Below are 12,533 nucleotides of genomic sequence, written 5' to 3'. Positions count from 1 at the left end.
CCGGTCCCTAGACGCCGCCCGCTTCGCGCCGCCAGCGCACCGTCAGATTGTTGGCGGGCATCTCGTGCACCTCCTCGCACGTGAGACCGTTGGCTGCCGCCAAGCCATCCACAGCCTCCAGGTCGCGAATCCCCATATGCGGCGCAGACTCGCGCAAGGATCGGTCGAAGCGCTCATTGCCCTCACTGGTGTGTTCACCGCCTCGCTTGAAGGGTCCGTACAGCAACAAGCAGCCACCGGGTAAGAGACTGCCCGACGCGATCGCCATCATCCGCATGACCTCCGGCCAGCTCATGATGTGTGCGGTGTTCGCGCTGTAGACCACCTCGACCGCGGGCACGAACCCGCCCTCGGCCTGGGCCACATCGAGCACGTGCGGGCCCTCGACGTTCGCGAGCGCGGCCTCGTCGCACCAGGCTTCGATGCCCGCGTGGTTCCCGGGCCGGTCACTCATTATCCAGGTGAGGTGGGGTAGTGCGGCGGCGAAGAAGACCCCGTGCTGACCGGTCCCGGATCCGATCTCGAGTACCCGTGGACGTGCCCACTGCGCGAGCGTGGGTCGCAACACCTGCAGGATCGGCTCGCGGTTTCGCTCGCAAGCAGGAGCGAACGGTTTCATTCACCTGACCTCACGGCAAGGCCGCGCCGCGTTACTCGCTGGGAAGGGAAATGAAATGCTCGCGGTAGTAGCGCAGCTCACGGATGGACTCGTGAATGTCGTCCAACGCCACGTGAGGCGCGCGCTTCTCAAAGCGCTCCGCCATGCCCGGCGCCCAGCGCTTGGCGAGTTCCTTCAGCGTGCTCACATCGAGGTTTCGGTAGTGGAAAAACCGCTCGAGGTCCGGCATTAACCGGGCCATGAAACGACGGTCCTGGCAGATGCTACTGCCGCACATGGGCGAGTTGCGCGGGGGCACGAGTTGGCGGAGGAACTCCAGGGTCTGGGTCTGGGCTTCCTCCGGGGTAACCGTACTAGCACGCACGCGATCGACGAGACCCGACTCCCCATGCGTGCGCTTGTTCCAATCGTCCATCCCTTCCAGCACTTCGTCCGGCTGGTGGATCGCGAGGACCGGACCCTCGGCGATCAGGCCGAGGTGCTTATCCGTCACGACAGTGGCGATTTCGATGATCTGGTCATTCACGGTATCGAGACCGGTCATTTCCAGGTCGATCCAGATCAGGTTTTCGGGGCTTGCTACCATAGGCCGGGAGTCTAGCAGCGCAGCGACCCGTGCGCCTATGCCTGTGACGCACTTGTAAATGCGTGTCGCCGCCCACAATTCCCCCTGTCGAGCGCTGGAATCTTGAGCGCGGTACGGGAATACCACTACCATCAGCGCCGAGTCGCGCCCCGCGGCAGCCTCGAACGCGAAGCTAATCAACGAGCTAGGACACAACTCAACGATGCACTGGATGACGCCCCTCTTCCTGGCCCTGCTGGCAGCGACCACCATCGTGCGCCTGTGGCTGAGCAGTCGACAGATCGCCGCCGTGCGCCGCGGTCGTGACCGAGTGCCGGCGCCCTTCGACGACACCATCTCCCTGGAGCAGCATCACAAGGCCGCGGACTACACCATGGCCACGACCGGCTTGAGCCGCATCGGCACGGTGGTGGACGCCGCGCTGCTGCTATTCTGGACCCTGGGCGGCGGCCTGATGCTGGTCCACTCGCTCGTGTCCTCGCTTCAGCTCGGTCCGCTGCTCACCGGCACGCTGGTCACCCTGATCACCTTCATCGCGATGTCGACCCTGGAGCTGCCCCTGTCGATCTGGCGCACCTTCCGCATCGAGGCGCGCTTCGGCTTCAACCGCATGACTCCCGCGCTGTTCATCTCCGACCAGATCAAGACGCTGGTCCTGATGGCCGTGATCGGCACCCCGCTGATCGCCGTCGTCCTGTGGCTGATGGCGGCCGCCGGGAGCCTGTGGTGGTTGTACGCGTGGGGCGTGTGGGTGGCCTTCAGCCTCGCCCTCTTTTACCTCTACCCCGCCTTCATCGCGCCCATGTTCAATCGCTTCACGGAACTCACGGACGACGGCTTGAAGGCGCAGATCGAGTCGCTGCTGCAGCGCTGTGGCTTCAAGAGCCAGGGCGTCTTCGTGATGGATGGTTCGCGACGTTCCAGCCACGGCAACGCCTACTTCACCGGGATGGGGAACAACAAGCGCATCGTGTTCTTCGACACGCTCCTCGAGTCGCTGAACGGTGAGGAGATCGAGGCAGTGCTGGCCCACGAGCTCGGCCATTTCCGTCGCCAGCATGTGCGCAAGCGCCTAATGACGAGCTTCGCTTTGACCTTAGTGGGCCTGGCCCTGATCGGTTGGCTGCGCGCCTCGCCGGATGCCATGGCAGCGCTCGGTGTCACCGTGCCCACCGACGCCCTCGCCCTGCTCCTGGCCTTGGTGGTCTCCCCCGTCTTCACCTTCCCGATGACGCCGATCACCGCGGCGCTCTCGCGCAAGGACGAGTTCGAGGCGGATGAGTACGCGGCCGAGCAGTCCAATCCCACGGCGCTGATCGAGGCGCTGGTGAAGCTCTACCGGGATAACTCGAACACGCTCACCCCGGACGAGACCCACTCGCGCTTCTACGACTCACACCCTCCGGCTCCGATCCGCATCGCCCGCTTGCACCAACTCGCCAGCAGCCGCTGAGCCGGTACGGCGCCTGTGCCAGGCGGGGGCCGTCGTCGCGAGCGGAGTGGGCCGGGCCGACGAGGTGGGTCGCGCCCGGCTGACGCCGAGGCTGCCGAGGCGGGACTCGTGGTGGCAAGCTTCGGCCGCCGCTGCCTCGTGGAGGACACCGGCGACCCGCCTCGCAAACGCCACCGTTGCGTGCCCCGCGGGCGCGGCCTGCGCATCGTCTGCGGTGACCACGTGCGTTGGCAGCGCGCCGCCGCCGGCGCCCGCGACGGCCAGGTCCTCGCCATCGAACCTCGCCGCAACGCCCTGGAGCGCCCCAACCTTCGAGGCTTCAACGAAGTGCTGGCGGCAAACGTCACCCGCCTCGTGGTGGTGGTGGCGCCCGCCCCGGCTCCCGATCCCTTCATGGTCGATCGCTACCTCGCCCAGGCGGAACTCATGGGATGCGAAGCGCTCATCGTGCGCAGCAAAGGGGATCTGCCCTCCCTCGACGACGATGAGGACCTGCTGGAGCAGGCCTTCGCGGAATGGCGCGACGCCGGCTACGACACCCTGCGCGTCGCCATCTCCGCACCGGACACCATCGAGGCCCTCGCCCACGCCCTACGCCAGGACACATCGATCCTCGTGGGCCAGTCGGGCGTCGGCAAATCATCCCTCCTGAACGCCCTGGTGCCGGACCTGGACCTTGCGACCGGTGAACTCTCGGAGAGCTCCGGCGAGGGACGACACACGACCACCGCCGCCCACCTCCATCACCTGCCCGATGGCGGCCAGGTCATCGACTCCCCGGGCGTGCGCGACTACGCACCGGGGCGTGTGGGTGAGGCGGAAGTCGCCAAGGGCTTTCGGGATATCCGTGCCCTGGCGGAGGGGTGCCGGTTCCACAACTGCCTGCACATGCAGGAACCGGACTGCGCGGTGCGCGCGGCGCTGGCGGGGGATGGCCCCGGCACCTTGGCCCCACGCCGCTACGAGAGCTATCGGCGCCTGGTTCGCCTAATGGAAACGCTGGGTCGCGGTCACCACTGACGCCCCGTCCCGAAAGGGGCCCTTAGAAGCGCTGGCGACCCGACAGGGCGTGAGAGAGTGTGCCCGCATCGACGTACTCCAGCTCGCCCCCCAGCGGCACGCCGTGGGCGATGCGGGTGACTTGCACCCCGGCTTCGCGGGCCAACTCGCCCACGTAGTGCGCGGTGGCTTCGCCCTCCACCGTGGGGTTGGTGGCCAGGATGAGCTCGCGCGGCGTGCGCTCGCTGAGGCGTTGTTCCAGCACGTCCAGGCCGAGTTCAGCGGGGCCAATCCCGTCCAGGGGTGATAGATGGCCCATGAGAACGAAGTACTTGCCCGAGTAGTCCGCGGTCTGCTCTACCGCAACCACATCGGCGGGCGACTCCACCACGCACAGCAAACCGTCGTCGCGACGCGGCGAGGCGCAGACGGCGCACAGCTCCACCTCACTCAACATCCGGCATTCGCGGCACCGCCCCATGCGTTGCGCGGCGTCGGCCAGCACGGACGCCAGCGTGCGCGCTGCCTCGCGGTCGCGGTCGAGCAGGTGAAAGGCCATGCGCTGAGCGCTCTTCGGCCCGACGCCCGGCAAGCAACGCAGGGCCTCGATGAGGCGGGTGAGTAGCGGCGAGTAGATCACGGTCGCAGGATGGGCCTTAGAACGGCAGCTTCATGCCCGGCGGCATCAGACCGGCCGCCAGACCGGACATGCGCTCCTTGGAGGTCTCCTCCACCTTGCGCAGGGCATCGTTGACGGCGGCGGCGACGAGGTCCTCCAGCATCTCCTTGTCTTCCATCGCGGAGGCATCGTCGATGGTGACCGACTTCACTTCGTGTTTGCAGGTCATGGTCACACTCACCATGCCGCCGCCGGATTGGCCGGTCACCTCCACGTTGGCCAGCTCGTCCTGTGCGCGTTGCATGTCGGCCTGCATCTTCTGGGCCTGCTTCATCAGCTTGCCGATATCGCCCTTCATGGTTGTCCTCTTCTCGTAAGGTTGGGTTGAGCGGCATGTCGAGCACCGCCCGAGATACGGTTAGCGGCCGCCTGCCTCGCGGACGTGCGGTGCCGACGGCGCGGCGGTTCGCCCTCCTTTCGCGGGTGCACCCTCCTTGCCGGGTGCCACGGCGCTGACGCCAGTACGCGAGGGGCCCTGGCGCGCTTGCACCGTCTCCTCCAGCAATTGCGCGCCCAGGGTCTGCTGCAAGGCCTTGACGTAAGGATCCTCGTGCATCGATCGCACCGCCTGGGCATGGCGCTCGGAGCGTGCGATCTCGGCCCGCTGGGCAGCGGTTTGCGTCTGCGGCTGACCGACGGAAAAGTCCAGGCGCCAGCCCTCTTCGGCGCGGTGTTCACGCCACGACTGTTCCATCGTCGAACACTGCTGGCGCGTGAGCAGGTGCTCTCGGGCCTCGTCCACCTGCAAGCGCAGGATCTGGCCCTCCACCCCGGTCACCACGCTGTTGTCCGCCAGCTGGCGGAGCATGCCACTCGAGCCGAGTGACTGGGCAAAGCGTTCCCAGTCCGCCTGGGTGGGCGGATCGGAGGTCACCCGCGAGGCGACGGGCGTCGGCGGGTTCTCAGCGGCCTGCGTGGGCGCAGCCTTCGTCGGGACGGGCGGCGTTGCGGGCGCCTCGACCACCGGCGCGGCAGGCGGCGGCAGTGGGGTGACCTTGGGCGTCGCTGCCTTGGCCTCGGTCTTCACCGGCGGCGGCGGTTCCGATGGCGGGGTCGGCGGGGACTCGGCGGGTACGCGCACCGGCGGGGGCGCACTCGCTACCGCCCCACTCGGAGCCGATGCGGTTGGACCGCTCGCCTTACCTGCGCCCGATCGCGCCAACGTGTCGCGTGGCTTCTTCGCAGCGCCACCCACGGCTTGTCCGCCGGCGCCCGAACCGCCGTCACCCTCGCCTTCCATCTGGAACGCGAGCATGCGAAGCAGGGTCATTTCCAACCCCAACCACGGCGTGGGCGCGAGCGGCAGGTCTCGCCGTCCATTCACGGCGATCTGGTACCAGAGCTGCACGGCATCCGCGGGCGCTCGACCCGCGAGGCCCTGGATGGCCTCCGCGTCCGGTACCCGCTCCGCCAGGGCATCGGGCACCACCTGCGCGAGCGCCAACTGCTGACAACCGCTGGCGAGCTCGCTGAGCACGCTGTCCGCGCCCAGCCCCCGCTCGGCCAGGTCGCTCGCCACGTGCATGAGCGCAGAGCCATCGCCGTCGGTCAATGCCTGCAGTAGGCGCAGGACGTGCGTGCGGTCGACGGTGCCGAGCATATCCGCCACGGCATCGCGCATGAGGTTGCCCCCAGCGTGGGCGATCGCTTGATCGAGCAGACTCAAGGCATCGCGCATACTGCCATCGGCCGCGCTCGCGATGAGCGCGAGCGCTGGAGCCTCATGGGCGTAGCCCTCCGCCTCGGCGATGCGCGTGAGCTGCGCTTCGATCACGGTGGGCGGCAGGCGCTTTAAGTTGAACTGCAAGCAGCGCGACAACACGGTCACCGGCAGCTTCTGTGGATCCGTCGTCGCCAGCAGGAACTTCACGTGGGAAGGCGGCTCTTCGAGGGTCTTCAGCAGCGCATTGAAGGAGTGCGTCGACAGCATGTGCACCTCATCTATGAGGTACACCTTGTAGCGGCCGCGAGTCGGTGCGTACTGCACGTTGTCGAGCAGTTCGCGCGTGTCATCCACGCGCGTGCGCGAGGCGGCGTCCACCTCCAGCAGATCGACGTAGCGCCCCTGATCGATCTCCACGCATGCGCTGCACTCGCCGCAGGGCGTGGAGCTCACGCCGCGCTCGCAGTTGATCGACTTGGCGAAGATTCGCGCGAGGGTCGTCTTGCCCACCCCGCGGGTGCCTGAGAACAGGAAGGCGTGGTGAAGGCGATCGTTGTCGAGCGCGTTGATCAAGGCGCGCAGGACGTGTTCCTGGCCCGCCACTTCGCTGAAGTTCTTGGGGCGCCACTTGCGCGCCAGCACGAGGTAGCTCATGCCGAGCGATCGTCCTGCTGCTGGGTGAGGGGTTGGGCGGCGAACTGAATCATGCCCCCGAATTTAGCACGCTGGGCTGGCGCGAACCGCGCCTCCAACATTCGCTATGGAGGCGGCCCGCGCCAGTCACACCCCGGCGCCCGGTATGACCGCTACCGCTGCTCCCTTCCGGGCCTGACGGGGTTTACGGCTGACCGTCGCGAGGGGACCGACGCGGCCCACCATAGCGAGCCGCAAATAGTACCATCCAGGGGCGCCGTTGGGCACCGCCCTACGGTAAGCTGAGGGTCCTGTCCGCCCTCGTCACGGAGCGCTCCGAATGGCCGAACGCAGCACCCCCACCTTCCCCATCGTCGACCTCGCCCTCGCTAATGAGCAGTTCCGCGATGTGATCAAGACGGGCACCAAGCTGCAGGTGGTGCTCATGAGCATCCCCGAGGGGGAGGAGATCGGCGCCGAGGCCCACGAGGGCCATGACCAGGTGTTGGTGTTCGTGCAGGGCACGGGCAAAGCCGTGCTCGGCGAGGAGGAACGAGAGGTGGGTGCCGGCGACCTGGCCTTCGTGACCTCCGGCACGTATCACAACTTCATCAACACGGGCTCGGGGCCGCTCAAGCTCTACACCCTCTACGGGCCACCGGAGCATCCCGCGGGCACGGAGCACGCTACGCGCGCCGAGGCCGAAGCGGACGAACACGACCATTAGGTCGCTACACGTCTGCCTAGCCGGCTGACAGGAGGCGCTGAAACTCCGCCTCGTCCGCCTCACCCCAGGCCTCACCGGCAGCGGCTCGGGCCTGCTCCATCAGCTGGCGGGCCTGCTGTCGATCTCCCTCGAGCTCAGCGTATCGAGCACGCGCCTTGAGACCTAAGGGGCTGGGCGGGTAGTCGAGTAAGCGTCCGATGTAGGGTGCAGCGCCTGACGCATCCCCCAGGCTGAGCTGGCTCTGGGCCAATTTCGCCAGCAAGCCCGCCTCCTTGTTACCCCAGCTCAGCGACTCCACATGGGCGAGCGCCGCCGAGTAGTGCTCGAGGGCGCCCTGCGCATCGCTGGCGATCAGGGCGATGTCACCGTGCAACTCCAGCCCCTCCACACGCACCTGCGCCAGCCCGTCATCCTGGTCCGACGCTTGCACCACGGCGTCGGCGAGTGCGCGCGCCTGGGTCAACTCCCCTTGGGCAATGCGCACGCGCCCCACGAGCACGTCGGTTTGCAGGATGCGCAAGCCATCGTCGATGGCCTCGAACAGTGCGCGCGCCTCGCCCAGATGCTCCTCAGCGCTCGGCAAGGCGCCGAGGGTGAGCTCGACTTCACCGAGCAAGGAGAGCGCCGTGGCTTGGTAGAGGCGATCGCGCGCGTCGCGGGCGATCGCCAGAGCGGCTTGCGCGGATGCCCTGGCGGAGGCGAGATCGCCCCGCTCCTGGTAGAGATGCGCCAGCATGTTGTGGCTGCGACCCACACCCGTGCGATCGCCGATCTCCTCCCGAATCGCCAAGGCCTGCAAGTGGTAAGGCTCAGCGTCCTCCAGTCGGGCCTGCTGGTGGCGCAGGTAACCGTAGTTGTTGAGCGCCATGGCCTCGAGGCGGCGATCCCCCACGTTGCGCCAGGACTCCAGGGCTCGGGTGAGATGCCCCTCGGCGTCGGCGTAGCGGCCTTCGCTCATCGCGATGTTCGAGAGCGTGTTGTAGATGTAGCCGGGCGGCGGATCGTAGCCCGCCGCCTGATAGGCGAGCTGGGCGCGCCCCAGATAGGCCTTCGCCGCAGGCAAGTCCGGCTTCCCCTTTTCCAGGATGGCCAAGTTAACGAGGAGCTTCGCCTGTACCTCGGCACTCTCCACCGCCTCGGCGACGGCGAGGCCTCGGGTAAGCGTTTCGCGGGCGAGGTCCGGCGAGTCGGTCCGGGTGTAGACGATGCCAAGCAGGTTCAACACGTCGGCAAGTTCGGCATTGGGCACGCTTGCCGAGTACTCCTCGTCCATGGCGAGCAGCAAGGTCGTGGCCTCGTCCGTCCGACCCAGCAGACGCAGGCATAGGGCCTGATCGAAGCGCGGCAGGAACAACCCCGGATCCTGGGTACGCGCCACCTCCAGCAGGGGCAGCGCCTGCGCACACCGCCCCTCCAGGGCCAATCCCTTGCCCCGCGCGTAGGCCTCGTTGACGAACGCATCGCCAGAGCCGGCGTTGCTGACGTCCAGGCGCCGTTGACCGACCAACCGTGCACCCACGCTGCGGGTGACCGCCTCAGCGAGGCGCAAGGTCTCGTCCCCCAGCATCGTCGACCGGCTGGGCGTGTCCTCGGGACCGTAGAGACTGAAGTCCATGCGCAGCGCGCCGGCATCCTGCGTGAGGCGCATGGCGAGCACGTGACTCACCCCGTACAGGCTACGCAAGCGCTCGCGAACCGCATCACCGACCGCTTTGTCGGCCAGCGTGCCCCCGGCGCCGAGATTCCGCGCGAGCTGCACGACGTTGGCGTCGCTCAGCACCTCGACGCCCAGCTCGGCGAGGCCGTTGCGGGCGAGGGACATCAGGCCGAGGTCGACCCAGTTGAGGGTGTCCTCACCCGTGTCGTTGACCACCGGGAGCACGGCGACGCGCAAGCCCGCGGGGCGGACCGACGGGTCGCCGGCCTGGCCCATCCACCAGAGGGCAGCCACCGCGAGCACCAGCGATGCCGCGACCAGGGGCACGATGAACCGCGGTAGGCCCCGGCGGCCGGCGCCATCAGCGACGGGGGGGAGCGGCGCGGCGCGGCTCGCCGGTGACGGGGCCGGTGCGGTGGCGGCCGTCTCCGCGGGCTGAGGGACCGGCGCCGGCGGCTCGAGCGCCGCGGGCGGCGGCGGGTCGGCGATCTCGCCCAGGAAGCGATAGCCGTGGCCGTGCACCGTCTTGATCAGGCGTTGGCCTGTCGCGTCGTCGTCGACCGCCCGGCGAGCCTTCATGATGGCGCGGGTGAGCGCCGTCTCGGACACGATCACGCCCGGCCAGACGGCGTCCTGAAGCTCGTCCTTGGTGACCGCGCGCTCGCGGTGTTCGACCAGGTAGGCCAGCAGATCGAAGACGCGGGGCTCCACCTGCCGGGGCACCCCGTCGCGACGCAGCTCGCGCGTGTCGGGATCGAGCACGTACTGCTCGAAATGCACGGGCCCGCTCAGCATGACCGCCGCGCACCTCGGCCCGGGCGCTGCTCACGCGCCTGTTCGCGCCATCCCGGCGCTGCCCTTCGGCGGCCGAGGAAACCACGCAACTGATTGATTTTATTCACGTCGCCCAATGGTCAGGGAAGCGTCAGGTAACCGTCGTTTCCGTTAGGAGTGTACGGCCTACCTTGCCGAGCACACCAGGGGACGCGGCGCGCTCGTCACGGCCCTGGCGCTTCCACCCTGACGGCCCCGAGGGCCCTCGGGTGCCTTGCCCAAACCAATGAGGAGTCCGTCATGTTGCAACGTTCTAGCCTGTTCGCGTGGTCCCTGTTCTGCTACGCCGTCTTCTTCGCCACCTTCCTGTACGCCGTCGGCTTCATCGGCAACCTGTTCGTGCCCAAGGCCATCGATTCCGTGCCCGAGCTGCCCCTGTGGCAGGCCATCGCCGTGAACGCCGGTCTGCTGCTGGTCTTCGCCCTTCAGCACAGCGTGATGGCCCGACCGGCCTTCAAGCGCTGGTGGACACAGGTGATCCCGCCGGCCGCCGAACGCGCCACCTACGTGCTCATGTCCTCCCTCGCCATGATCCTGCTGTTCTGGGGATGGCAACCGATCGGCGGCGTGATCTGGCAGGTTCAGGCGGCGCCCTGGGAGGGTGTGATCCTCGGGCTCTACCTCGGCGGCTGGCTGCTGCTCCTCGCCGCCACCTTCATGCTCGATCACTTCGAGCTCTTCGGCCTGCGCCAGGCCTGGCACGCGATGCGGGACGAGCCCGCTGTGGAAGCGCAGTTCAAGACGCCGTGGCTCTACAACCACGTGCGCCACCCCATCTACGTGGGCTGGCTCGCCATCGTGTGGGCCACGCCCACCATGACCGCCGCCCACCTCCTGTTCGCCCTTGGCTGCACCGGCTACATCCTGGTCGGCACGCTGCTTGAGGAGCGCGACCTGCAGCGCGCCCATCCGGAGTACGCAGAATACAAGCGCCGCGTGCCGATGCTGGTGCCGTCCCTGCGCAAGCGCTGGGTGGTCGACGGCGCGCCTGTCACCACCGCCACGGTGGGCGAGGCATGAGCGGGCGAAGCATGCCGGCCACCGCCTCCGCGTGGGGACGCAAACTCACCGCCGCCGGCTTCGCTTTCTTTTTCGCCAAGGGAATGCTGTGGCTGGCGCTGGGTGCCACGCTCTGGCAGCACGGCACCTAGGCCCTCGAGGGCTGCCCCGCCACCTGCGGCGGGGCGGCCTTCCACCGACGCGCGCCAACGCTTGTGAATCCGAACGGGGGGCGGCTGCGATTATGCAGGTGGCATCCACCCGCCCGTTCCCAAGGGAGACCCTACGTGAACAAACTGTTCAGCCTGATCGCTAGCCTCATCGCCACGGCCCCCGCCCTGGCCTGCGAGGGCACGCTCCTCGACCACACCTTCGAGCGCCTGGCCTCCGACGAGCAGGTCAACCTCTGCGAGGCCTACTCAGGCAAGGTCGTGATGATCGTGAACACGGCCTCGAAGTGCGGTAACACGCCGCAGTACGACGGCCTCGAGAAGCTGTACAAGGAGTTCGGTGAGGAGGGCCTGGTGATCCTGGGCTTCCCGTCTAACGACTTCGCCGGTCAGGAGCCGGGCACGGAGGAGGAGATCAAGAGCTTCTGCCGCCTCACCTACGGCGTGGAGTTTCCGATGTTCGAGAAGAGCACGGTGAAGCGTAAGAACGCCAACCCCCTCTTCGCAGGACTCGCCGAGGCCTCCGGCACCTTCCCCACCTGGAACTTCCACAAGTTCCTGATCGGTCGCGACGGCGAGCTCATCACCGAGTTCGCCCCGCGCACCAAGCCTTACGACAAGCGCATCGTCAAGGCGATCGAAACGGCTCTCGCCCAGGAGGGCTAGCCGTCCGAGCGCTGGCCCCGGAGCACCTGCGCTCGGGGCCAGTCGCCTGCCATCAGATCTTGCCGTCGAGGCCCATCTGATAGTACTTGTGGGTGATGCTCTCCTGGTTCTCCAGCAACCAGTCGATCGAGGGCTCGTTCTGCATCGCCTTACGGATCGATTCGGTCATCGCCTTGCGATGGATCTCGAACAGAGCCTTGTGATCGAGGTTGTCATCCGTCGCCACGCCCGGGTTCAGCCACACGCTGCAGATGATGCCGAGGTCGTTGGCCTTCTCCTTGGGGATGTAGCCCTCACGCACGGCGTCGAGGACGCCATTGGCGATCGCCCCCTGCACGGTGCCCATCAGGATGTTCGTGTAACGCGTGTTCTTGACCGTGACCTTGCTCACGCACAGGGTCACGGGACGCACCTGGATATTGGTGTTCAGGATGGCGAACACCTTGGAGTGACCCATCGCCTGGTCGCCCGTGAGGGTGGCGAGGGCCGTCCCGACGGGCCCATCCAGCTCGCCGATGACCACCTCGGGCTCGGCGGCCGTGAACGGCGGCCCACCGGCCACCAGGGCTTCGCCGGAACGAAATACGATGCGATCGGACATAGGGGTTCTCCTGCTACTGAACCAAAGGCGCGCATGATACCCACGCCAAGAGCACGAGCGCACGAGAACCAACAACCGTAGCTGCAATCCCAGCGATCCCGACACGGAGAGCGGTCGGGAAGCTCGGGACAAAGGTGGCCCGGCGCCCCCCCACGCCCCCGGGGGGGGAGGGCCCCCCGGGGGCCGACCCCCCGAGGCGCCGGGCCGTGGGGAGACCCCCAGAACGCCCCGCCCCCGGGGCCCAACC

The 12,533-nt window shown here is 67.7% G+C and carries 13 protein-coding genes and 1 other RNA gene; 6 read left to right on the top strand and 8 right to left on the bottom strand.

Annotated features, from left to right (window positions below):
* Positions 1 to 7: 7 nt before the first annotated feature.
* Together AAF184_01105 and orn are read right to left on the bottom strand one after the other, a co-directional pair.
* Positions 8 to 619 carry a DUF938 domain-containing protein gene (locus tag AAF184_01105; GenBank protein MEO0420902.1) on the bottom strand — a complete coding sequence of 204 codons (612 nt, stop codon included), beginning with the start codon at positions 617 to 619 and terminating at the stop codon, positions 8 to 10.
* Positions 620 to 650: 31 nt separating this feature from the next.
* Complete coding sequence (gene orn / locus AAF184_01100) at positions 651 to 1,205, bottom strand: oligoribonuclease (GenBank protein MEO0420901.1); 555 nt, start codon at positions 1,203 to 1,205, stop codon at positions 651 to 653.
* Positions 1,206 to 1,416: 211 nt separating this feature from the next.
* Here orn and AAF184_01095 point away from each other — a divergent pair, with 211 nt between their 5' ends.
* Together AAF184_01095 and rsgA are read left to right on the top strand one after the other, a co-directional pair.
* The gene (locus tag AAF184_01095) at positions 1,417 to 2,658 is read left to right on the top strand and encodes a M48 family metallopeptidase (protein ID MEO0420900.1); all 1,242 of its coding nucleotides are present in this window, start codon (positions 1,417 to 1,419) and stop codon (positions 2,656 to 2,658) included.
* A 111-nt stretch (positions 2,659 to 2,769) separates the two neighbouring features.
* Complete coding sequence (rsgA, locus tag AAF184_01090) at positions 2,770 to 3,678, top strand: ribosome small subunit-dependent GTPase A (GenBank protein ID MEO0420899.1); 909 nt, start codon at positions 2,770 to 2,772, stop codon at positions 3,676 to 3,678.
* 22 nt (positions 3,679 to 3,700) lie between these two features.
* On the opposite strand, the gene recR is transcribed toward rsgA, so the two are convergent.
* From recR to ffs, 4 genes are all read right to left on the bottom strand, one after another.
* Positions 3,701 to 4,297 (bottom strand): recombination mediator RecR, encoded by a 597-nt coding sequence (gene recR / locus AAF184_01085; GenBank protein ID MEO0420898.1) that lies wholly within the window; start codon positions 4,295 to 4,297, stop codon positions 3,701 to 3,703.
* Positions 4,298 to 4,313: 16 nt separating this feature from the next.
* Complete coding sequence (locus tag AAF184_01080; GenBank protein ID MEO0420897.1) at positions 4,314 to 4,634, bottom strand: YbaB/EbfC family nucleoid-associated protein; 321 nt, start codon at positions 4,632 to 4,634, stop codon at positions 4,314 to 4,316.
* Positions 4,635 to 4,694: 60 nt separating this feature from the next.
* Positions 4,695 to 6,653 (bottom strand): DNA polymerase III subunit gamma/tau, encoded by a 1,959-nt coding sequence (dnaX, locus tag AAF184_01075; GenBank protein MEO0420896.1) that lies wholly within the window; start codon positions 6,651 to 6,653, stop codon positions 4,695 to 4,697.
* 117 nt (positions 6,654 to 6,770) lie between these two features.
* Positions 6,771 to 6,867, bottom strand: an RNA gene (gene ffs / locus AAF184_01070) — signal recognition particle sRNA small type.
* A 105-nt stretch (positions 6,868 to 6,972) separates the two neighbouring features.
* Between ffs and AAF184_01065 the strand changes: the two genes are divergently transcribed.
* Positions 6,973 to 7,359 carry a cupin domain-containing protein gene (locus AAF184_01065; GenBank protein MEO0420895.1) on the top strand — a complete coding sequence of 129 codons (387 nt, stop codon included), beginning with the start codon at positions 6,973 to 6,975 and terminating at the stop codon, positions 7,357 to 7,359.
* A 16-nt stretch (positions 7,360 to 7,375) separates the two neighbouring features.
* Here AAF184_01065 and AAF184_01060 read toward each other — a convergent pair whose 3' ends face one another.
* Positions 7,376 to 9,811, bottom strand: a complete 2,436-nt coding sequence (locus AAF184_01060) for a tetratricopeptide repeat protein (protein ID MEO0420894.1) — start codon at positions 9,809 to 9,811, stop codon at positions 7,376 to 7,378.
* A 279-nt stretch (positions 9,812 to 10,090) separates the two neighbouring features.
* Between AAF184_01060 and mddA the strand changes: the two genes are divergently transcribed.
* From mddA to AAF184_01045, 3 genes are all read left to right on the top strand, one after another.
* Positions 10,091 to 10,870, top strand: coding sequence for a methanethiol S-methyltransferase (mddA, locus tag AAF184_01055; GenBank protein MEO0420893.1), 780 nt, complete (start codon positions 10,091 to 10,093; stop codon positions 10,868 to 10,870).
* Entirely contained in the window at positions 10,867 to 11,001 is a 135-nt protein-coding gene (locus tag AAF184_01050; GenBank protein MEO0420892.1) for a hypothetical protein, read from the top strand. Before mddA ends, AAF184_01050 begins: the two co-directional genes overlap by 4 nt.
* A 144-nt stretch (positions 11,002 to 11,145) precedes the next feature.
* The gene (locus AAF184_01045; protein MEO0420891.1) at positions 11,146 to 11,685 is read left to right on the top strand and encodes a glutathione peroxidase; all 540 of its coding nucleotides are present in this window, start codon (positions 11,146 to 11,148) and stop codon (positions 11,683 to 11,685) included.
* 52 nt (positions 11,686 to 11,737) lie between these two features.
* Here the strand turns inward: AAF184_01045 and fae are convergent, their stop codons facing one another.
* Complete coding sequence (gene fae / locus AAF184_01040; GenBank protein ID MEO0420890.1) at positions 11,738 to 12,286, bottom strand: formaldehyde-activating enzyme; 549 nt, start codon at positions 12,284 to 12,286, stop codon at positions 11,738 to 11,740.
* Between the last annotated feature and the right edge of the window lie 247 nt (positions 12,287 to 12,533).

The organism is Pseudomonadota bacterium (assembly GCA_039815145.1).
Lineage (GTDB): Bacteria > Pseudomonadota > Gammaproteobacteria > Steroidobacterales > JBCBZW01 > JBCBZW01.
Note: the sequence above shows the minus strand (reverse complement) of the source record. Positions and strands in the feature narration are given on the sequence as shown.